This window comes from Antrihabitans stalactiti, assembly GCF_012932915.1.
Taxonomy (GTDB): domain Bacteria; phylum Actinomycetota; class Actinomycetes; order Mycobacteriales; family Mycobacteriaceae; genus Antrihabitans; species Antrihabitans stalactiti.
In genome coordinates this window covers 307,170-326,378 of sequence record NZ_VCQU01000001.1, presented here as the reverse complement: position 1 = coordinate 326,378, position 19,209 = coordinate 307,170, and the positions used below count along the sequence as shown (strand labels likewise).

Annotated in this window: 21 protein-coding genes and 1 pseudogene; 11 read left to right on the top strand and 11 right to left on the bottom strand. The window is 64.1% G+C overall.

Annotation, left to right across the window (positions count from 1 at the left end; genetic code table 11):
- Positions 1-46: 46 nt before the first annotated feature.
- A complete protein-coding gene (locus FGL95_RS01645) occupies positions 47-1,420 on the top strand; it encodes an NAD(P)-binding protein (RefSeq protein ID WP_169584430.1) in 1,374 nt (457 codons plus the stop codon).
- Here FGL95_RS01645 and FGL95_RS01640 read toward each other — a convergent pair.
- Entirely contained in the window at positions 1,417-3,021 is a 1,605-nt protein-coding gene (locus FGL95_RS01640) for a Na+/H+ antiporter (protein WP_338079676.1), read from the bottom strand. The genes FGL95_RS01645 and FGL95_RS01640 overlap by 4 nt on opposite strands.
- A gap of 42 nt (positions 3,022-3,063) precedes the next feature.
- Here FGL95_RS01640 and FGL95_RS01635 point away from each other — a divergent pair, with 42 nt between their 5' ends.
- The 6 genes from FGL95_RS01635 (at position 3,064) to FGL95_RS01610 (ending at position 8,769) form a co-directional block, all read left to right on the top strand.
- A complete protein-coding gene (locus FGL95_RS01635; RefSeq protein ID WP_169584429.1) occupies positions 3,064-3,990 on the top strand; it encodes a LysR substrate-binding domain-containing protein in 927 nt (308 codons plus the stop codon).
- A gap of 22 nt (positions 3,991-4,012) precedes the next feature.
- Positions 4,013-4,513: a glucose-6-phosphate dehydrogenase gene (locus FGL95_RS01630; RefSeq protein WP_169584428.1), complete on the top strand. Its 501-nt coding sequence runs from the start codon at positions 4,013-4,015 to the stop codon at positions 4,511-4,513.
- A 124-nt stretch (positions 4,514-4,637) separates the two neighbouring features.
- Complete coding sequence (locus FGL95_RS01625; RefSeq protein ID WP_169584427.1) at positions 4,638-5,819, top strand: NAD-dependent formate dehydrogenase; 1,182 nt, start codon at positions 4,638-4,640, stop codon at positions 5,817-5,819.
- Between the two features lie 86 nt (positions 5,820-5,905).
- Complete coding sequence (locus tag FGL95_RS01620; RefSeq protein WP_240962634.1) at positions 5,906-6,880, top strand: FUSC family protein; 975 nt, start codon at positions 5,906-5,908, stop codon at positions 6,878-6,880.
- Complete coding sequence (locus FGL95_RS01615; RefSeq protein ID WP_169584426.1) at positions 6,877-7,272, top strand: thioesterase family protein; 396 nt, start codon at positions 6,877-6,879, stop codon at positions 7,270-7,272. Before FGL95_RS01620 ends, FGL95_RS01615 begins: the two co-directional genes overlap by 4 nt.
- Positions 7,273-7,473: 201 nt before the next feature.
- Positions 7,474-8,769 (top strand): HNH endonuclease signature motif containing protein, encoded by a 1,296-nt coding sequence (locus FGL95_RS01610; protein ID WP_169584425.1) that lies wholly within the window; start codon positions 7,474-7,476, stop codon positions 8,767-8,769.
- A gap of 66 nt (positions 8,770-8,835) precedes the next feature.
- On the opposite strand, the gene FGL95_RS01605 is transcribed toward FGL95_RS01610, so the two are convergent.
- Together FGL95_RS01605 and FGL95_RS01600 are read right to left on the bottom strand one after the other, a co-directional pair.
- On the bottom strand, positions 8,836-9,351 hold the full coding sequence (locus tag FGL95_RS01605) for an OsmC family protein (protein WP_169584424.1): 516 nt from the start codon (positions 9,349-9,351) through the stop codon (positions 8,836-8,838).
- Between the two features lie 81 nt (positions 9,352-9,432).
- Positions 9,433-10,374, bottom strand: coding sequence for an AraC family transcriptional regulator (locus tag FGL95_RS01600; protein WP_169584423.1), 942 nt, complete (start codon positions 10,372-10,374; stop codon positions 9,433-9,435).
- Here FGL95_RS01600 and FGL95_RS01595 point away from each other — a divergent pair.
- Positions 10,291-11,109, top strand: a pseudogene (locus FGL95_RS01595) (alpha/beta fold hydrolase); the annotation flags it as partial. The gene FGL95_RS01600 and the pseudogene FGL95_RS01595 overlap by 84 nt on opposite strands.
- 210 nt (positions 11,110-11,319) lie before the next feature.
- Here the strand turns inward: FGL95_RS01595 and FGL95_RS33090 are convergent.
- Entirely contained in the window at positions 11,320-11,637 is a 318-nt protein-coding gene (locus FGL95_RS33090) for an STAS domain-containing protein (protein ID WP_476726933.1), read from the bottom strand.
- A gap of 246 nt (positions 11,638-11,883) precedes the next feature.
- Between FGL95_RS33090 and FGL95_RS01585 the strand changes: the two genes are divergently transcribed.
- Positions 11,884-13,404 (top strand): catalase, encoded by a 1,521-nt coding sequence (locus FGL95_RS01585; RefSeq protein ID WP_169584421.1) that lies wholly within the window; start codon positions 11,884-11,886, stop codon positions 13,402-13,404.
- A gap of 30 nt (positions 13,405-13,434) precedes the next feature.
- Here the strand turns inward: FGL95_RS01585 and FGL95_RS01580 are convergent, their stop codons facing one another.
- Entirely contained in the window at positions 13,435-13,809 is a 375-nt protein-coding gene (locus tag FGL95_RS01580) for an ANTAR domain-containing protein (protein WP_169584420.1), read from the bottom strand.
- A 308-nt stretch (positions 13,810-14,117) separates the two neighbouring features.
- Here FGL95_RS01580 and FGL95_RS01575 point away from each other — a divergent pair, with 308 nt between their 5' ends.
- Positions 14,118-14,528 carry an STAS domain-containing protein gene (locus tag FGL95_RS01575; RefSeq protein WP_338079675.1) on the top strand — a complete coding sequence of 137 codons (411 nt, stop codon included), beginning with the start codon at positions 14,118-14,120 and terminating at the stop codon, positions 14,526-14,528.
- A 3-nt stretch (positions 14,529-14,531) separates the two neighbouring features.
- Here the strand turns inward: FGL95_RS01575 and FGL95_RS01570 are convergent, their stop codons facing one another.
- The 5 genes from FGL95_RS01570 to FGL95_RS01550 all read right to left on the bottom strand — a co-directional run bounded on the left by FGL95_RS01570 (position 14,532) and on the right by FGL95_RS01550 (position 18,075).
- Positions 14,532-15,158 (bottom strand): SAM-dependent methyltransferase, encoded by a 627-nt coding sequence (locus FGL95_RS01570; protein WP_169584419.1) that lies wholly within the window; start codon positions 15,156-15,158, stop codon positions 14,532-14,534.
- A complete protein-coding gene (locus FGL95_RS01565; RefSeq protein ID WP_169585186.1) occupies positions 15,155-15,868 on the bottom strand; it encodes a PIG-L deacetylase family protein in 714 nt (237 codons plus the stop codon). Before FGL95_RS01565 ends, FGL95_RS01570 begins: the two co-directional genes overlap by 4 nt.
- A gap of 29 nt (positions 15,869-15,897) precedes the next feature.
- The gene (locus tag FGL95_RS01560; RefSeq protein WP_169584418.1) at positions 15,898-16,851 is read right to left on the bottom strand and encodes an acyl-CoA dehydrogenase family protein; all 954 of its coding nucleotides are present in this window, start codon (positions 16,849-16,851) and stop codon (positions 15,898-15,900) included.
- Complete coding sequence (locus FGL95_RS01555) at positions 16,848-17,522, bottom strand: glycosyltransferase family 2 protein (protein ID WP_169584417.1); 675 nt, start codon at positions 17,520-17,522, stop codon at positions 16,848-16,850. Before FGL95_RS01555 ends, FGL95_RS01560 begins: the two co-directional genes overlap by 4 nt.
- Positions 17,523-17,604: 82 nt before the next feature.
- On the bottom strand, positions 17,605-18,075 hold the full coding sequence (locus FGL95_RS01550) for a winged helix-turn-helix transcriptional regulator (RefSeq protein WP_169584416.1): 471 nt from the start codon (positions 18,073-18,075) through the stop codon (positions 17,605-17,607).
- Between the two features lie 79 nt (positions 18,076-18,154).
- On the opposite strand from FGL95_RS01550, the gene FGL95_RS01545 reads away from it, so the two are divergent.
- Positions 18,155-18,832, top strand: coding sequence for a nitroreductase (locus FGL95_RS01545; protein WP_169584415.1), 678 nt, complete (start codon positions 18,155-18,157; stop codon positions 18,830-18,832).
- 15 nt (positions 18,833-18,847) lie between these two features.
- Here FGL95_RS01545 and FGL95_RS01540 read toward each other — a convergent pair whose 3' ends face one another.
- On the bottom strand, positions 18,848-19,207 hold the full coding sequence (locus tag FGL95_RS01540; RefSeq protein ID WP_169584414.1) for a hypothetical protein: 360 nt from the start codon (positions 19,205-19,207) through the stop codon (positions 18,848-18,850).
- Between the last annotated feature and the right edge of the window lie 2 nt (positions 19,208-19,209).

Here is a 19,209-nt window from a genome sequence, read left to right as displayed (position 1 = left end):
TGGAGTCCCTGGACTCCAAAAAGACTCACGACCGAGGTGTATTAGCGTGAGCAGCGTGGAGGCCGACTACTTGGTCGTTGGGGCGGGCGCCGCCGGGATGGCGTTCACGGATGCGTTGACAGCCAACGCGGATGTCACAGTCGCGGTCGTCGATCGTCGCCACGACGTGGGCGGGCATTGGCTGGACGCGTATTCCTTCGTCCGTCTTCACCAAGCCTCGGTGTTCTACGGGGTGGCATCGACGCCGATGGGTGCCGGTGAAATCCAAACTCGCGGACCCGAAGTCGGTCTACACAAAAGGGCGACCGCCCCCGAGATCTGTGCCTATTACGCGGATGTCCGCGATCGGCTGCACGCGACAGGAAGGGTCACCTTCTACCCGAACTGCGACTACCTCGGCGACCGACAATTCGTCTCACGCCTGTCGGGCAAGCGGCACACAGTTCCCGCCACCTGTCGCATCGTCAACGCGCACTACCTCTCGCCGCAGATACCGGCGAACACTCGCGCGCCGTTCGACGTAGCCGAAGGAACCTCGCTCGTCACCGTCAACGACCTGGTGAAGATCGGCGGAGCGCCCTCGCAGTACGTCATCGTCGGCGCGGGCAAGACATCCACCGACGCGTGTATCTGGTTGCTGGGCAACGGAGTCGATCCCGACGCGATCTGCTGGGTCCGCCCGCGCGACCCCTGGATGCTCAACCGCGCCACAGTGCAGCCCGACCCTGCCGTCATCTTCGGAATGGCTGCAGACACCGTCGAGGCCGCCAGCGCAGCGTCATCCGCGGACGACTTGTTCCTGCGTTTGGAGGAAGCGGGCGTGATGCTCCGCGTCGATCGGTCGGTGACGCCAACGATGGCGAAGACCCCGACCCTCGCTCAATGGGAACTCGACCACCTGCGCAGCATCGAGAATGTCGTCCGACTCGGTCATATCCGCCACGCCGAGCCAGGAAAGCTGACGCTCGACAAGGGCGAAGCCACGATCGTGCGCGACGCCGTCATCGTCCACTGCGCCGCATCCGGGCTACAGCAACGACCGCTCGTCCCCATCTGGCAAGACGACGCAATTACGTTGCAGCCCATCAGGACTGGCTTTCCCTGTTTCGGCGCGGCATTGGCAGGCTACGTCGAGGCGACGCGCGAAGACGACGCTGAGAAGAACCGACTCTGCCCGCCGTCGCCGTTCTCGAACACGCCGACCGACTGGGCGCTGATGCAGGTGCTGGGATACCGCGCGGCGACGTCGTTCAGCGCAGCGCCTGACATCAAGGCGTGGGCCGACGGGGTCGCGCTCAACCCGTCTCGCATGCCACCGAATACACCCGCCACGCCGGACCTGACCGCTGCCCTCGATCGCTACCGCGCACAGGTAGTACCTGGCATGGCAAGGCTGGCGGAGCTTGCCGGACTGACCTAGCGGTCCGGCAGTGTGCGTTCCTCATGGTCGAGTTCGCGACGCAGGATCCGCAGGCTGGAGTCTGGAAGCCGCCCCGCATCGCGCCAACGCAACAGCTCGCGCTGCTGGGCGTCGATGATCGCTCGGCGTGCGGCGAGTGAGGTTTCGTAGCCAGGCGATCGCTTGATCTCGCCATCGTCGGACACCGCCAGCGTCTCGATACGTGCGCGATACCGCTTGGCGCGTGCATGCAGGCTTGCCCGCAACGCGTCGGCCAACGGCGGACCGATCTCCTTCTGAGCAAGTAGGTCGTCCACGGTCGCCAGTCCGGCTTTGACGGTCGCCAGCCGCGCCTCGTCACGAAGTTGTTCTGCCTCCGCGGCATTCGCGCGCAGCCCGAGCTTGCGCAGCAGGGGAGCGAACGTCAGCCCTTGGCCGACGAGCGTTACGAGCACCACCATGTAGGTGCAGAACACCAGCAGGTCGCGGTGCGGGAACGGCTCGCCGCTGTCGACGGTGAGCGGAACCGCAGACACCGCCGCAAGCGAGATGACCCCACGAGTTCCGGCCCAGCTCAGCGCAATCAGCTCGCGTCCGCCGAGACGCTCGCTCGGTCCGGATCCCAACCGCGCGTGCAGCCACGACGGCACCCACTGCGTGAACAACAACCACAGCGGGCGGATCACCAACACCGCCCCGACCGTCACCGCAGCTGCCGCGGCGACGCTGGCGGTGTCGTGATCCTGCAGACCGCGTAGCACGTCCGGCAGCTGCTGACCGATCAGCAAGAAGACGAACCCTTCGAGCAGAAATGCAACGAGCTGCCACACTGCGCCGGTTTGCAGTCGCGACGCACCCGTCTCGCCTCGCCCGGCGTCGTGGCCGACGAGCAGTCCAGCGATCACCACCGCCAGCACCCCGGAAGAATGAATCTCCTCCGCAAGCAGATACGCGACGAACGGAGCCGCCAGGGACACCGCGTTACCGATCAGCGGGTCGGTGAGCACTGGACGCGCGGTACGGATCGTCAACGCCACCACGGTGCCAACTGCGACGCCGCCGACCACGGCGAGCGCGAATCGTCCGGACGCGTCTGCCCACGAGAACGTGCCACCCACCGCGGCAGCAACGGCGACCTGGTAGGTCGTCAGCGCCGAGGCATCGTTGAGCAGTCCCTCGCCGGCAATGAGTGTGCTCAAACGCGGGGGCATCCCCGCGCGGCGCCCGACCGACAACGCGGCGACCGGGTCCGGTGGCGCGACCGCGGCGCCCAACACCATCCCCACCGCCAACGGCATTCCCGGCACGACGAGAGACACCAAGGCGCCGACCGCGAAGGACGTCAGCAACACGAGCACAACCGACAGACTCACGATCGGGCGCATATTGGCCCGGATCGCCAGCAGGCTCGAACTGCGCGCCGTGCTGTACAACAGCGGGGGCAATACCAGGACCAGCACGATCTCCGGGTCGAGCTGCATCGTCGGACCTGGAAGAAAGCCGATCACGAGACCCGCCAGCGTCAGCAGGATCGAGAACGGCACACCGGTCCGGTCGCCGACTCCGCGCGCTGCGGCGACAACCCCCAGCATCACGAGCACGAACCATAGTTGCGTGATCACGGAGAGTCAGTGTCCACGATCGGAGGCATGGTCGAATAGGGCGTGCTGTTTCGCCAGCTCGAATACTTCGTTGCGCTCGCCCGTGAGCGCCATTTCGCGCGCGCTGCGAACGCCTGCTACGTGTCGCAACCGGCATTGTCGGAGGCCATCCGGAAGCTGGAACACGAGCTGAAGGTCCCGTTGGTCCGGCGTGGGCGCACCTTCGAAGGCCTCACACCCGAAGGCGAGCGCCTGGTGCTGTGGGCGCGTCGCATTCTCGCCGACCGCGACGCTCTCGAACAAGAGGTCGCCGCGCTGCAGACCGGTCTCACCGGTGACCTCAGGCTCGGCGTTGTTCCCGCTGCGTCCACGACGATTGCCCTGCTCACCGATCCGTTTTGCGCCGAACATCCACTGGTCCGGGTGCAGCTCGAGACGAGTCTGCGGTCGTCGACCATCATCGATCGGATCCGCAGGTTCGAATTGGATGCTGGTGTGATCTACCTGGACGGTCAGGACACCTCGGACCTCCAGGTCACACCGCTGTACGACGAGCGGCACGTGGTCATCGCGAGCAACGATTTGCTGACCGGCTATACCGACTCCATCAGCTGGTCCGATGCTCTCGAGCTGCCGATGTGCTTGCTGAACAACGGAATGCGCGGACGGCAGCTCATCGACGACGCGTTGGCCGTGCACGGCCTCGCGGCGTCACCGCAGATCGAAACGGACTCGATCGTCGCGCTCCTCGCTCACGTAGGGACCGGCAGGTGGGCGAGCATCGTCCCGCAGACCTGGATCGCGACCTTGCCTGCGCCTACGGGTGCGCGCGTGCTCCGGCTGGCCGACCCCACAGTCACGGCTCGGATCGCTCTTGTCACCAGCTCCTCCGAGCCCGGCTCGGTCCTGACCCGTGCCTTGGTCCACACCGCGCGGAGCGCAGGAATCGGCATTGCTTTGGACGGTGACCCAGCGGCGTCGGGCGCGTAAGTTACCAGGGGGAGGCGCAGCGATGAGCGAACGACTGTTCAACTTCTTCGACGAGGTCATGCAACGCCACTTTGGCCTCGGGTCCGAGTCGTATCCACGGGCGCGGCGAGCCGATGTCGAGAAGTTGCTTTCCGACGACACTCGAAGACGCGTCGCGGAAGCCCGGACCGCGGCACTGGAATGGGCCAACACCGAAAAGATCAGCGGCAACGCCGCAATCACGTCGGATCGGCTGATGATCACGCCGTACGGACTGTTGTATGCCGCCGGGTTGAGCGGGTCGAGCGCTCGGCAGACCTTGTTCTATCTCGCGGCGCCGCCCGAGCTTTTCGAGTCGATCGTCGAGCTGACCGATGCGACCCTTCTGCCGCAAGGGTCCGCGGCGGTGGCGGTCGACGACCGCTTCGGTCACGAACTCACCTTCCCTTGGCCGCTCGACGCACCACTGCGCCGGTTGCTCGACGAGCATCAGGTGCTGTGCCTGGATCTCTCCGAAGAGGGCCACGCCGCGCACCCCTCATAGGCGGCGCCTATCAACTGGTCGAAACCACGTCTTGGACGTCTTCGTCGTATCCCGCGAGACTGAAATTGCTTCAGGGAACAACGAATTCAGCGGCCGGACGGCCGCGCTCACGTCAGGAGTGACCATGGCCAAAATCTTGTGTGTCCTGTACCCGGATCCAGTCACGGGGTACCCGCCCGTGTACGCCCGCGATTCGATCCCTTCGCTGGGCAACTATCCGGATGGACAGACGCTTCCGACGCCGTCGGCGATCGACTTCACGCCTGGCCACCTGCTGGGCTGCGTCTCGGGTGAGCTGGGCCTGCGCACGTTCCTCGAAGCCGAGGGGCACGAGCTGATCGTCACCTCCGACAAGGACGGTCCGGATTCGGTGTTCGAGCGCGAACTGCCGGACGCCGATGTAGTCATTTCCCAGCCGTTCTGGCCCGCGTATCTGACGGCTGAGCGAATTGCCAAGGCGCCCAAGCTGAAACTGGCGCTGACTGCCGGTATCGGCTCCGATCACACCGATCTCGATGCCGCGATCAATGCTGGAATCACCGTCGCCGAGGTCACCTATTGCAACAGCATCAGCGTTGCCGAGCATGCGGTCATGCAGATTCTGGCGCTCGTGCGCAACTTCCTTCCCTCCCACGAGTGGGTTGCCAGCGGTGGCTGGAACATCGCCGATTCCGTGGAGCGCGCCTACGACCTGGAGGGAATGGACGTCGGCGTGATCGCCGCCGGCCGCATCGGTCAAGCGGTACTGCGGCGACTGGCGCCGTTCGGCGTTCGGCTGCATTACTTCGACACGCGCCGCCTGCCGATCGACATCGAGAACGAGCTGGGGTTGACCTTCCATCCCGATGTCGAATCGCTCGTCAGGTCGGTCGACATCGTCGATATCCACGCTCCGCTGCATCCGCAGACCTACCACATGTTCGACGCGGACCTGATCAACTCGATGCGCCGGGGCTCCTACATCGTGAACACGGCGCGCGCCGAAATCGTCGTGCGCGATGAGATCGTAAAGGCGCTGCAGTCAGGTCAGCTGGCGGGATATGCAGGCGACGTGTGGTACCCGCAGCCGCCGGCCGTCGACCACCCGTGGCGGACCATGCCGCACGAGGCCATGACCCCGCACGTGTCTGGCACGACGCTCTCCGCACAGGCGCGCTACGCTGCCGGAACGCGCGAAATTCTCGAGGACTTCTTCGCGGGCAACGACATTCGCGACGAGTACCTGATCGTCCGGGGCGGTGAGTTGGCAGGCACCGGTGCGAAGTCCTACACCGCTGGCGGTGCCGCCAGTCCCGGCAGCGCGTAGTCCGACCCCCCACCCCTCGTGAGTCTTTTAGGAGTCCCTGGACTCCTAAAAGACTCACGACCCCTCGTGTAGATCGGAGAAGCACATTGCGCGCGGTCCACCCGGCGAACGATCACCTGCACGCGGGACGAGTTGCCGTCGGACTGGTTCTGCCCGGGGTCGCGCTGCTCATCGCCGGTCGGCCGGACCTGCTCATGTACGCCGTATTCGGATCGTTCACGGGCATGTACGGGCGGGCCGAATGCCACCGGCAACGTCTGAGGCATCAGGTGCAGGCGACCGGAGTGCTGCTGACCGGCGTCGCGATCGGACTGTTGCTGTCCGATCGCGACGCCCGTCCGTGGGTTCTCGTGCTGGTCGAGGTCGGTTTCGCCGCGGTCGGGTCATTGGTGACGGACAAGTTCGGTCTCAGGCCCGAGGGCCCGTTCTTCGGCATCTTCGCCCTCGGCGCGATCGCGATCGTTCCCGCTGGTCACGTCGCGTCCTGGGTCGCATTCTCGATCTGTGCTGCAACAGCAGTGCTCAGCATCGTGGTCGGTCAATTCGGTTCTCGAAGTGGTGAATCCGGCACGACGCGGGACGAACTGCGGTTGTCGGATGCGGTGTATCAGGCAACGCGCTACGGGCTCGCGTTGTCCATCGCCGGCTCGGCGGGATTGGTGCTCGGCATCGGTCACATCAACTGGGCCTTGGCCGGCGCGGCGGTGCCGTTGGCCGCCACCGACTCGCGTAGCCGGGTGTATCGCGGCATCCACCGCGTGCTCGGCACGGTAGCGGGGCTCGGCGTCACCGCGGCGCTGCTCCTGCCCGATCTCCCGCCGAACGTGCTGGCTGTCTTTGCGATTGCCCTGCTGTTCCCGACCGAGTTGTTCATGACGCGCAACTACGGATTGGCGATCGGCTTCTTCACGCCGCTGATCATGCTGATGACCGAACTCGCTGACCCGACCGAGCCGTTCACGCTCCTCACCGACCGAGTAATCGGCACTCTCGTCGGGGTCGCTGCGGGGATTATTGTCGCAGTCCTCACCCATCAGCCTCGAGGAGTGTATGCGCGATGACCTTGCGCCCAGATTTGTCGGCCGAGTTCGACGTGGAAGTCGGCGACGCCGACACAGCACTCGCATTGGGTAGCGGCAATCTCGAGGTTCTCGGTACCCCACGTGTCGTCGCGCTGATGGAGCAGGCGACGGTCCGTGCAGTCGCGGGGGACCTTCCGGCTGGACAGACCACAGTCGGCGTCGAAGTCGTTGTGCGGCACAGACGGCCGAGTCTGCTGGGCGCGCGCATTCGTGTCGTCGCGCGTCTTGGGGAGGTCGCTGACAAGAGACTCCGGTTCGACGTCGCGGCTTACGAAGGCGACGCGCTCATTGCAGACGGTACGGTCCGGCGGGTGATCGTCGACCGCGAGAAGTTCATGAACCGATCGGTTATCGGGGGCCGAACAGGCTGAGCAGGATATCCAGCAACGTGCTGATGGCGAAGAACTTGACTTCGCTATTCGCGGTATTCGAGCGGCTCATGGCATCCGGCTTTCTCTCGTTGGGCGGTGTGAGATAACTGTGCGCGTGTGCCCTTTACGCACGCTTACCGAACGCTGAGGTGGCGCCGCCTGGGTCTTGACTCGTACGTATGTTCTACGTAAAATGGGAGCATGGGGTTGGGGGAGGTTCTCGAAGCGATCGGCATGCTCGACACGGTCGAGCCGTGGCGCTACTCCACGACCGAACTCATGGCCGTCCTGCCCACGTTGTCGGGGGCGATCCATTCGTTGGAGGCGTTGCGGGTCGCGTTGGTCGCCGAACTGGACAAGCACGGTGTGCCCGGTGGGCTCGGCGCCACCTCGACCGCGACGTGGTTGGCCAACCGCACCTCGCTCTCGCCCGGGGAGTCGAACCGGATCCTCAGACTCGGGGTCGCGTTGGACGGCCATCCCGATATCGCGGCGGCGTATCAGGCGAAGTTGATCAATGCCGACGCGGCGCGGTTGATCGTGGCGTTTCTGGAGAAACCGCCACCGGGGATGCCGGTGGAAGCGGTGGACTCGGTGCGGGCGTTTCTGCTCGACGCCGCCAAAGGCGGGGATCTGCGGGAGTTGCGGGTGCATATTTCGCGGTTGCGGGAAACGTTCGAGGCCGACGAGACCCCGGCCAGTGAGGACACCGACCGCAACGAGTTCTACGCCTCCACCACGTTGAACGGGCGGATGGCGGTCAAAGGGGACTTCGATGCCGAAACCGGGGAAATGCTGCTCGCAGCGTTGTCACCACTGTCGACACCACGCCCCACCGACGAAGCGGGTCCAGACAACCGGACCCCGGCGCAACGCCGGGCGGACGGGTTCACCGAGATCCTGCGTCGCTACCTCGACTCCGGTGAAAGCCCCGACGACGGCGGCGAACGACCACACCTGCATCTGCACATCCAGGTCGATGACCTCGCAGCGGTGGAGAAAATCGAGACGGAGTCAACCGGCCCGGACAATGCGTATTTCTTCGATCTGTTCGGCAAGACCGGTGTGGGTCGGATGCCGTGGATGGGTGCGATGAGCATCGAAGGAGCGCGGCGAATTGCCTGCGATTCTGTGGTGCACCCGATCGTGATGGATGAGAACGGATCGCCATTGAATCTGGGCCGGAGTGTGCGGACGGCGAATCGGAAACTCCGCCGCGCCCTCGGTGCTCGCGATGGTGGGTGTGCGTTCCGGGGCTGCGGGCGCCCGGCGGCGTGGTGCGACGCGCACCATATTCAGCATTGGATCGATGGCGGGGCAACGGATCTGGACAACCTGGTGCTGCTGTGCCGGTTCCACCACCGACTGATCCACCACAGCGAATGGGAGGTGGTGATGGGTCGAGACCGGCACCCGTGGTTCATCCCACCCGCCAGGATCGATCCGTTGCGAAGACCGGTCGCGGCGCACGGCCGCGCGAATCCGCAAGCGGCGTAACACAACTACATAACCACAGGCTCTGCATCGGACCACCAACCGATGCAGAGCCTTCGTGCGTTGGGGTCAGGACGCTGAGATCGTCACGGGTACAGCGGTTTCGAGTGTGTGCCCGACCGGCGAGGTGGCTGCCACCTTGCGGTGCAGCTCGGCGATCGCGTCGGCGTCGGCATCGGAGTCGAGATCCACGGTTGCGCGGATCGACGAGAAGCCGGCGTGGCCGTCCGCGAGGCCGAGGAATACGTGCAGATCGAGGTCGCCTTCCAAACCGATTGTCAGCGACTTGATTTCGATCCCTGCCACCGATGCGTTGGCGGCGTATCCGACGGCAAGGCAGCTGCCGAATGCACTGAGAAGCAGTTCGACGGGGTTGGGCGCGGTGTCGCTGCCACCCAGCGTCGGTGGCTCGTCGGAGGGGACTGGTTCGAACGCGCGAATCTTGGCCTCGGACTGGAATGCTCCAGACCAGCTGACCTCGGACGACCAGGTGGTCTGAGCCTTCTCCGGATGCGCGGAAATCGCGTTGACGAGCCCCGTCACGGCGCCGAGGTCGACACGGTTGAGCTGCAGTGTTGTCGTCATGACGACTCCAGAATCTGTTGTGGGCGTTGAGAGTTCGCCTCAGACGCTATGTAGCGGCCCTGGCGGCCGCAACAATTCTGCTCAGCGCGATTCCAGGTCCCGCAGCTCGCGCGGACTGGATCCGAACCGCTCGTGGAACGCCGCACCGAAGTTGCTGAGGGACGAAAAGCCCGACGCGAAAGCAATGTCGGAAATGCTGAGATGCCGCAAGCTCGAATCGAGCAGTCGCCGTCGAGCTTGGCGAAGGCGCGTTTCGCGGATCAGTTCGCGTGGCGTCGTTCCAGCACGCTGCAGCGCCAGCTGGACTTGACGCAGTGACCAACCCAAGTCGCGCGCGATTGCGGCGCCGTTGATGCTCGGCTGATCGGAGTTGAGCCGCACATAGCGCCGGACCGAGGCTTCGACAGCGGAGAGACCGGTCTCGGCCGTGCGATCCCGACCGGTGAGCGCGGACGTCAGTTCGACGGCCTGTTCGCAGGCGGTCTCGAAGTCGCTCGCCGTGAAATGTTCGCGCTCATTTGCGAGCGTGCGAACCATCGAGTCCAGCACGACGCCAAGACCTTTGCTTAGGTCGAATGTCGTTGCGGTAGTATCGAATCCGTGGGCCCGTGCGGCGGGAATCGTCAGCACGATGGCGTGCACACCGCCGCCGTGGAGAAGCTCGAACGGCGATCGAATGGAAATCAACCCGCCCATTCCTGGTCCCAGGGTGACGGATCGGTCGTCTTCGATGATCGAGAGTTCGCCTCGATGGGGGATCACCAATTTGTAGTCGTCGAGGGGATCGCGGCGAATCTCGTTGCTCGACCGCACGTAGTCGATGCCGTCGGACCAGAACTCGACCAACTGGAAACCCCGTGCGCGTTGTACCTGCGTCGCGCCGTGGAAGTCGCTGCCACCGGGGTAGCGGTAGTCGAAGAGGCACTGGTTCTCGCGGACATGGTCGGCCCAGAAATCGGCGCGCTCGCGTGGATCGAGATCGAGCGTCGTCGTCCGATTGTGGGTGTATTGATCTGTGTTCATGGTGCCGCCTCACTCACCGACCACAGTAAGCGAACCGGCCTTGCGCATGCGAGTGTGTTGTCTGCGCGTTCGAGGAAGTCTCCGCTGGCATCTCCCGCCTACCGTCACACACACAACGACAACTGCGACAGGAGATCCGCCATGGCGACTATCGAGGTGAACGGGACGACGTTGGCTTACGACGAGGCTGGACCCAAGGATGCGCCCGCCATCGTGTTCAGCCACTCACTGTTCTTCAACCGGCGCATGTTCGACTACTACCTCGAGAACTTCTCGTCGGACTATCGGGTCATCACCTACGACCACCGAGGCCAAGGCGAGAGTGCGCAGGCGCCGCTAGAACAGCTCGATATGGATACGTTGACCGACGATGCCGCTGCGTTGATCGAGGCGCTCGACCTCGGACCGTGTCACTTCGTCGGCAACTCGATGGGCGGCTTCATTGCGCTGCGGCTCGCGGCGCGCAGACCCGATCTGTTGCGTTCGGCGGTCGCGCTCAATTCGTCGGCCGAGGAAGAGCACCAGTTGGCCGCATTCGAGCCGCTGGTCGAAGCGGCCAAGGCAAAGGGAACGGCTGAGCTGATCGACGTGCTGATGTACATCATGTTCGGCGATACGTCCATCGCGGAGGAGACGCCTGCGGCGAAACAGTGGCGCCTGCACATGCTGTCGCTGCCGAATTCGATCGGCAATTCTGCGCATCAGGTCATCCATCGGCGCTCGATCGTCGACGAGCTGTCGTCGACCACCGTGCCGGTGCTGGCCATCGCCGGTTCCGAGGATCGCCTACCCGCCGCCGATCTCGTCGGAGAACATCGCCACTGCTACCGGCGGTCGGCACGTCACGATCGCGGCTGCCGGACACTCGGTGAGCGCGGAGCAACCGGAGGTCGTCGCACAGCATCTACGAGAGCATTTCGCGCTCGTCGACGCGCGCTGACCGTTCTACTGTCTCGCGGCCAACCGCGATTGACAGGCAGCGACAGCCTCGGTGCGGGTGGCGTAGACCGACAGCACAGTGTCCAGTGCGGTCAATCGGATCGGGCGAGCAGTTGCCCGAGCCCCCGCGACGACGGCGAAGGGTATGTCCTTGCCAGTCTCGTGGCTGGTCGTGACCAGGACTTGCATACCCGCTGATGCGAGGAACTCCACGCCGCTCAGATCGATGACCAGCGCGTCCGGCTGGCTATCGAGAACGCCTCGAACGGCCTCCCGCAACGTGGGAGCGGTGAGCAAGTCGACGTTCCCCGCGACGTGCAACACCGTGGTGTCGTCGACCTTGCTGATCGTGGTCGACATGTCGTCGACCGGCTGCAACTGAGTGGTTATTTCCGCTGGATCTGCGCACATTACGAACCTCCTGGTCATCGTCAGTCGGCTCAACCAGAGAAGTTTTTATCACGACCGGACGGGTCTGTACAGCACCTCTTCTGGACCCCTTTTGTCATAGGTTCCACGCACCGCATTGTGGGTACTCCGAAGTCATCGGACGACGTCAGGAGAAACCCGATGGCAGATAGCAATTTCAACTCGACCACTACCGACGCAGGAATCCCGGTGGGCAGCGACGAACATTCGCTGACTGTCGGCCCTGGCGGGCCGATCCTGCTGCAGGACCACTATTTGATCGAGCAGATGGCGCAATTCAATCGGGAGCGAATTCCGGAGCGTCAGCCGCATGCGAAAGGTAGTGGTGCATTCGGTCATTTCGAAGTGACCCAAGACGTCAGTGCGTATACCCGCGCGGCGCTCTTTCAGCCCGGTGTCGCCACTGATCTCGTGGTCAGATTTTCGACGGTTGCGGGGGAGCGAGGGAGCCCGGATACCTGGCGCGATCCGCGAGGCTTCGCGATCAAGTTCTATACCACCGAAGGCGTGTACGACATGGTGGGCAACAACACGCCGGTCTTCTTCATCAAGGACCCGTTGAAGTTCCAGCATTTCATTCGCTCGCAGAAACGGCGCGCGGACAACAACTTACGTGACCACGATATGCAATGGGACTTTTGGACGTTGTCTCCCGAGTCCGCGCATCAGGTCACGTGGTTGATGGGCGATCGTGGCATTCCGCGGACGTGGCGGCATATGAACGGCTACACGTCGCACACCTACATGTGGGTCAATGCCAGCGGCGAACGGTTCTGGGTGAAGTACCACTTCAAGACCGATCAGGGAGTCGAATTCTTCACGCAGGACGAAGCCGATCAAATGGCATCTGCGGACACCGATTACCACACGCGCGACCTGTTCGAATCGATTGCCCGTGGTGATCATCCGAGTTGGACGCTGTTCGTCCAGCTGATGCCGTTCGACGAGGCTGCCGACTACCGATTCAACCCGTTCGATCTCACCAAGGTGTGGCCGCACAGTGACTATCCACTGCACGAGGTCGGCCGCATGACGCTGGACCGCAATCCGACGGACCATCACACCGAGATCGAGCAGGCGGCGTTCGAACCGAACAATCTGGTTCCCGGCATCGGTCCGAGTCCCGATCGCATGCTGCTCGCGCGGATGTTCTCGTATTCCGATGCGCATCGCCATCGCATCGGTGCCAACTACAGGCAGCTGCCCGTGAACGCGTCGAAATCCCCCGTGAACAGCTACAGCAAGGACGGGGCGATGCGGTACGAGAAGGTGTCCGACCCCGTCTACGCGCCCAATTCGAAGGGTGGGCCGAGTGCCGATACCGAGAACTTCCGCGACCCTGGCTGGTACTCCGAAGGTGAGATCGCGCGCAGCGCGTACGTTTCGCACCGCGAAGACGACGATTGGGGCCAGCCCGGCACGCTGGTCCGCGACGTGCTCGACGACGCTGCTCGGGAACGGTTGGTGGACAACATCGTTGGTCATCTGCTGAATGGTGTGTCCGAACCGGTGCTCTTCCGCGCGTTCGATTACTGGCGCAAGGTCGACAAGTCGCTCGGCGACAAGATCGAGCAGGGAGTGCGCGCGAAAGCGGATCAGCCGGATCCGAAGGTCGATGAGCAGGGCAATCCCGCACGAACGAGCATGCAGGAGAAGGCTTGATCGATCAGCCGACTGCGGGATAGCCCGCAGCTAGCCCGCGAGGGTGGGAGTGTCCTCCTCGGGCGACGTCGAATCGGAATCGGAGCCTCGCCGCGAAATGATCGTGGCGAGGCTTCGTGGCGTTGCTCGGCGAGCGGTCTCGAATCCGTCGTCGAGCACGCGGCCCCATTGCTGATATGCCGCTGCGACCGGCGCACACATCGTGGCTACGGAGCGCTGAGCGTCCGCCGCCAGTTCGAGCAACCCCCGAGCGAGCTGAACAGGGCTCAGGTGGTGTCGCATTGCCGCATCGAGGAGTGTGTCGAACGCTTGGTCCGGGCGCATCCGATACAGCCGCCCAAGCAGCGCGCTGGCAGATGAGAGTACGTCCGCGTCGTCGGACTCTGAACCATGCGGCGACGTCATAGGCGCTCCAGTCGAAGGAAAGCAACGATCTACCTTGAGAAGGCCGCGCTGCTGGACCGGATAGCTAGAACTCAGTCTACCGGACCTTCGTTGGTTCGACGGCAGCCGCCACTGCTGCAGCGCGGGCGAATCGACGCGAATACCGCGACGGCGGAACGCCTTATGTCTGTACAGTCCACACTGGCTATGCTAGAAAATACCCCGGTTGAGCCCACAGCCGTACCTCGCAGCAGCGTGCGCCCGGTAAATGTGCGTGACACCGACGAGCCGATGCTGCGATCGACATCGATCACGACGGGAGGTTCGTAGTGTCTACCCCAGGCAATTCCTCGAACGATCGCGCCGCGCGTCAGCGCATACCGGCTGACGACCTCACGACGTCGACGATCGTGATCGACGAGACCACTATCTTGGCGGTTGCCGGGATCCTCGACTTGCTGACTGCAGCCGCGTTTCAGGATGCAGTCGATTCCGCCCTCGATACCCGACCGGCAGCGTTGATCATCGACATGTCCGATGTCGAATTTCTTGCATCCGCGGGGATGGCGGTGTTGGTGAACGCGAGTCGGAGGGCCACCGACATCCCATTCGCGGTTGTGGCCAACGGTCGGGCGACCAGTCGTCCGATCCAACTGACCGGGCTCGATACCGTCTTCGAACTGTGCGGCAGTCGCGAAGACGCCCTGCGGATCTGCAAAGACCGCCTCGCCAACCCATGACCGCTACTCGACCAGACCTTCGGCTGTCGCAACCGAGGTCGCCTTGTCGCCGGCGGTGAAGACGTCGATCAGCATGTCCTCGTCGGAGTACGCGCTCACCTTCGTCAGGCCGCACGCAACTCGCACGATCGCATGGACCGCGTCACCGGACAGTGGATAGTCGGCCACTTCGTGGCGCCAATGGACGCAGATCAGGGTGCCGCCCGGTTCGAGCTGCTTTACGACGTCTTCGATTGCGCGGCAAAGAGCTTGCGCATCGAGGTAATAGCAGACCTCACTGAGGACGATGAGGTCGAAGCGTCCCAGGGTCCATTTCGAGCCCAAGGCCCACGAGCGAACATCGACCTCGCCGTCGGCATCGGACGCGTGAATCCGCTCGCGGGTTCGGTTCAAAGCTGAGTGGACGACATCGGTCGCGACGACCTCGTCGCAGCGACGGGCTAGGTGTTCGGTGAGAACTCCGATCGAGCATCCCGGCTCGAGTCCGCGCTGGTAGCGGCGTTGCGGCAACGCGGCGAGCGTCAGCGCGTACTTTCGTTGCTCGTACCAGCGCGTCTCAAAGCTCCATGGGTCGTCGTGGTCGGCGTACAACCGATCGAAATATTCCGCGGGGAGCGAGCGTCGACTCATACGAAAACCGTCTCCGTCGAACGGAGCAGGCGGGCGAGAACATGCGGAGGCAGGATCGTATCGTCGTCCGGCGGCGCATCGATCTGGCTCCGAAAGCGGCTGACAGCCAAGGCTTTCGCGTGCCGAATCGGCGGCGGCAGCCGGACCGTCCGTGCTGTCGACCACGGCACGGCGGCATCACCCGGGTCGGCCCAATGCCACATCCACACGGGGTACTCGATGAAACGCGTACGGGTCTGTCGACACGCGCGTTCGCACGCTCTTCCGGTCGCGTCGTGGTCGGGGTGACCGTCGTCGCGCCACGGTCCGGCGCACCAGGTTCCGGTTGGTTTTGCGGCCAGTTCGCCTGTCAGCAACGTCTGGAGTTCGGATTCCTTGGCGGTGACGCCGCCGTCGGGTATGCCCAGCCGGGCGATGGGCGGCGAGAGGCCCAATTCGACTAGCGCGCAGCGTAATTCGTCTGGGCGTAGCGCAGCCAGCGTGTGTGCGGGCAACAGGTCGGAGTCCGGATATGCCGCCTCGCCGTCGGTGACCGCGATGATGCTGACCGGAATACGCGCGGCCGCAGCCAGCGCCATGAGTCCGCCGACGCCGAGTATTTCGTCATCGGGGTGTGGTGCCACCACCACGAGATGGTTGCAGCCGAGCAGTGAAAAGGTGGGAAACGACAGTCCCCATCGCTGCCACGCGGCTTCCGGTGTGCCCGGCATGCCGATCGGAGTCTGCGCGAACCGTAGGTTCACCACGGCTGCTCCAACGCGGCGAGATCGTGCCCGAGGGCGGCGAGGTCGCGCTCGGCGTGGCTTTGCCGCAGATAGACCGTTAGGTCCGCGACCCGATGCGCATGAACTGCGTTGCTGCACAACGGCGCCGGCCCCAACGCACGTCCCACGCGGTCGAGCACTTCGGCCGCCGATCGTTCGACGGTCGCCCGCACCGACCTGGCCCGAATCCGTGCATATCCATACTCGTCCGTCGGGTCGGCGTCGATAGCCGCTGCTGCTGCTTTGAGAGTGTCGCGCGCAGTATGCAGAGCCGCGGCGACCGCGCCGAGATGCGCCGCGGTGTGCTCGTCACCGCCGCCGCGCCGCGCGTGCCTGTGCAGTTCGTCGGCAACCGAGCACGCTCCGCCGTACCAGCAGGCGGCGACGCCGATTGCGCCATGCCAGAACCCGGACCTGGTCAGATAGGCGCCGGGGGCGCCGATCGGTGTTGCGTCCGCGTCAGCGAATTCGACAGCACCGGAATCGCTTTCCGCCATCCCGACTGCATGCCAGGTATCGGGAACTGCGGTGGCCCACGGCTTTCTGAGGTCGACGGCGAACAATCGTCGTCCCTCCGGGACGCGCGCCGTCACGAGGGCGTGCGTGCAGATCGATGCGCCCGAGCACCACGGTTTCGTGCCGTTGAGCACCCAGCCGTCCCCTTCTCTGGTGGCTTCGAGGACAGGGGAGGGCGGCTCGGCGGCCCACACGCCCCACAGTTCGCCGGGTAGAGGCGTGGATTCGTCGAACTCCGCGAGGATTGCGAGTGCATCGCAATGGGCCTCGGCGAGCCTGCCGAGTACCACGTTGCGTCGCGTGATGTCAGCCAATTGCTGCCAGCGCGACCACGTCTCGCCGGAGCCCGGCAACGGCAGCCGCAGGGCGCCGCGTAGTTCGAGGTCGGCCAGTTGGTCAGCGATCGCACTCATGATGCGGCGTCCAGGTGAAGCTTGCGCAGATGATCAGCGAAGCCGCCGTGCGCCCGGCCGTGCAGTCGCGCCGATGTGCTCACTGGCAAATTCGACGCCCAGGTGATCGGAACTCCGGCTCGCCCAAGGCGATCGACCAGGTCCACGTCCTCCCTTGTAGGTAGCGCATTGAATCCGCCGATCGACCAGTAATCACGCGCCGCGACACCGAGATTTGCGCCGTGGATGTGGTGATGTTGGCGGCCTGACCGGCGTGCATACCCTGCCTCGTATCGTCTTCGAACCCGCTCGCCGAGGTGTGTCCAATCATCGACCTGCACGGTCCCACAGACGACGCGTGCGCCTTGCCGCGCGTGATCCCAATGGCCGCGTAACCACTCGCGCCCGACGGTGCAGTCGGCATCCGTTGTCGCGAACCAGGTTTCGGGCGACGTATTGCGACTGGAAGCGAACCCGACCGAGCGTGCCATCCCTACGTTTCGATCGTCGATCGCGACGACGGTGTCCGCGAGGTCGAGTCCGTCACGCGATCCGTCGGTGCACGCATCGAGTACAACGATCACCTCGACCGGCACTGGAGCCGCATGCCGCGCACGATCGATGCTCGCCAGACACTGGGGGAGTCGGCTCGCCTCATTGTGAGCAGGTACGACAACGACTATTCGGTCCATGCGGCTCGTATACCCGCAAGTGCTCGTTGCGTAACCCAGCTACGGGTGGTCCGCCATAAATCCACGGCGTACGGTCCGTCGGCTAGCCGGCCTCGACGGCCAAGAGGCCGGGTCCGGGAGTGGGTGTGACGTCGCGGGCAGTGATTTCGCTTCCGCACGAATCACATTCGAGCCGTACATGCGCTTCCCCCGTGCCGTGCGGGCAGCTGCGGTGCAGGTAGTGCACCGGCGGTCCGTCGGGTGCCATGTAGGTGTCGCCCCAGTCCCGGATAGCCATGAGAATCGGGTAGATGTCGTGACCTTTGGCGGTGAGCCGGTACTCCTCGTAGGCGCCGTCGTCCGGCTTCTGTTTGATCAGGATCTCGTGCTCGACCAATCGGTCCAGGCGGTCCTGGAGGCGGCTACGGGAAATGCCGAGCGTGTTCTGAAAGGCGTTGAAGCGTCGGATTCCGGAGAACGAGTACTTGAGGATGAGCAGCGTCCAACGGTCGCCGAGGATCACGAGCGGACGCGTGATCGAACACGGTTGGTCGGCGAGTTCTTCGTAGCGCATGGGTCCTATCCTACCGGCTGGTTTCAAAATGAGACCAGTCTGCTAGTCTCGAAATGAGACCAACTTCGAAGGAGCTCCGATGGACCATTACGCCGCCCTGAGTGCAATCCTCGACGACCGATCGTCGTGCAGGCAGTTTCTGCCGGACCAAGTACCTCGCGACATGATCGAGCAGCTCTTACAGCTCGGGCAGCGAACGCCTTCCTGGTGCAACACGCAGCCCTGGCAGGTCGTCGTCACGGAAGGTCCAGCGACGGACCGATTCCGCAAAGCCCTCGTCGAACATGTCCAATCTGGCGTCGCGCCTTCGCCTGATTTCGCGTTTCCGGGCCAGTACACGGGCGCTTTCCGGCAGCGTCGTAAAGACTGCGGCTTGCAGTTGTACGACAGTGTCGGCATCGCCAAAGGTGATCACGATGCAACGATGCGCCAGGCCCTCCGCAACTTCGAACTCTTCGATGCGCCGCACGTCGCGATCGTCACTACCGAAGCCGATCTCGGTGTCTACGGTGCGGTCGATTGCGGTCTGTACATCAACACGTTCCTGCTCGGAGCCCAGAGCCTGGGCCTTGCGGCGGCGCCACAAGCCGCTCTCGCCTCGTATTCGCCTTTCCTTCGCGAGTACTTCGAGCTGCCGGACAACCGTCAGGTCGTAGTCGGCATCGCCTTCGGCTACGCGGACCGCGACCATCCGATCAACCAATTCCGCACTGCCCGAGAAACTCTCGACAATGTGGTGACCTGGCACACCGACTGACGCACAGCGCAATCGTTACGCAGTCAGACCGGTTGACTGGTCGAAGTGTTGCAGGAGGTCGTAGGCGGCGCGTTCCACCTCTTTGTGGCGCCACTCGGCGGCACGGTAAATGCAGGCGATGAGCCCTGAGCGGTGGATGCGCCGAAAATCGCCGAAGACGAATGCGTGCCGGGCTTTGGTCTCGGGATTGGCACCCACAGTCAACCCGAGGAACCAGCTGCCGTACTCGTCCCAGGAATGCTTCGCCAGGTATGCGTTCTCGTCTTCCGCACTGGGTTGGGAATCACCCCAGTTGCTGTCGAGCACGTACTGGCGACTGTCGATCAGTTTGCGTGCGTGCTCCACCGCTGCGGGATTGACTGTGTAGGCCGCCATGG

What these genes read in the sequence shown, in the direction of transcription:
- FGL95_RS01630 (WP_169584428.1), top strand. Translation starts at nt 4,013, where the DNA reads ATGAGCGAACGACTGTTCAACTTCTTCGACGAGGTCATGCAACGCCAC.
- FGL95_RS01625 (WP_169584427.1), top strand. Translation starts at nt 4,638, where the DNA reads ATGGCCAAAATCTTGTGTGTCCTGTACCCGGATCCAGTCACGGGGTAC.
- FGL95_RS01615 (WP_169584426.1), top strand. Translation starts at nt 6,877, where the DNA reads ATGACCTTGCGCCCAGATTTGTCGGCCGAGTTCGACGTGGAAGTCGGC.
- FGL95_RS01610 (WP_169584425.1), top strand. Translation starts at nt 7,474, where the DNA reads ATGGGGTTGGGGGAGGTTCTCGAAGCGATCGGCATGCTCGACACGGTC.
- FGL95_RS01605 (WP_169584424.1), bottom strand. Translation starts at nt 9,351, where the DNA reads ATGACGACAACACTGCAGCTCAACCGTGTCGACCTCGGCGCCGTGACG.
- FGL95_RS01600 (WP_169584423.1), bottom strand. Translation starts at nt 10,374, where the DNA reads ATGAACACAGATCAATACACCCACAATCGGACGACGACGCTCGATCTC.
- FGL95_RS01585 (WP_169584421.1), top strand. Translation starts at nt 11,884, where the DNA reads ATGGCAGATAGCAATTTCAACTCGACCACTACCGACGCAGGAATCCCG.
- FGL95_RS01580 (WP_169584420.1), bottom strand. Translation starts at nt 13,809, where the DNA reads ATGACGTCGCCGCATGGTTCAGAGTCCGACGACGCGGACGTACTCTCA.
- FGL95_RS01570 (WP_169584419.1), bottom strand. Translation starts at nt 15,158, where the DNA reads ATGAGTCGACGCTCGCTCCCCGCGGAATATTTCGATCGGTTGTACGCC.
- FGL95_RS01565 (WP_169585186.1), bottom strand. Translation starts at nt 15,868, where the DNA reads ATGCCGGGCACACCGGAAGCCGCGTGGCAGCGATGGGGACTGTCGTTT.
- FGL95_RS01560 (WP_169584418.1), bottom strand. Translation starts at nt 16,851, where the DNA reads ATGAGTGCGATCGCTGACCAACTGGCCGACCTCGAACTACGCGGCGCC.
- FGL95_RS01555 (WP_169584417.1), bottom strand. Translation starts at nt 17,522, where the DNA reads ATGGACCGAATAGTCGTTGTCGTACCTGCTCACAATGAGGCGAGCCGA.
- FGL95_RS01550 (WP_169584416.1), bottom strand. Translation starts at nt 18,075, where the DNA reads ATGCGCTACGAAGAACTCGCCGACCAACCGTGTTCGATCACGCGTCCG.
- FGL95_RS01545 (WP_169584415.1), top strand. Translation starts at nt 18,155, where the DNA reads ATGGACCATTACGCCGCCCTGAGTGCAATCCTCGACGACCGATCGTCG.
- FGL95_RS01540 (WP_169584414.1), bottom strand. Translation starts at nt 19,207, where the DNA reads ATGGCGGCCTACACAGTCAATCCCGCAGCGGTGGAGCACGCACGCAAA.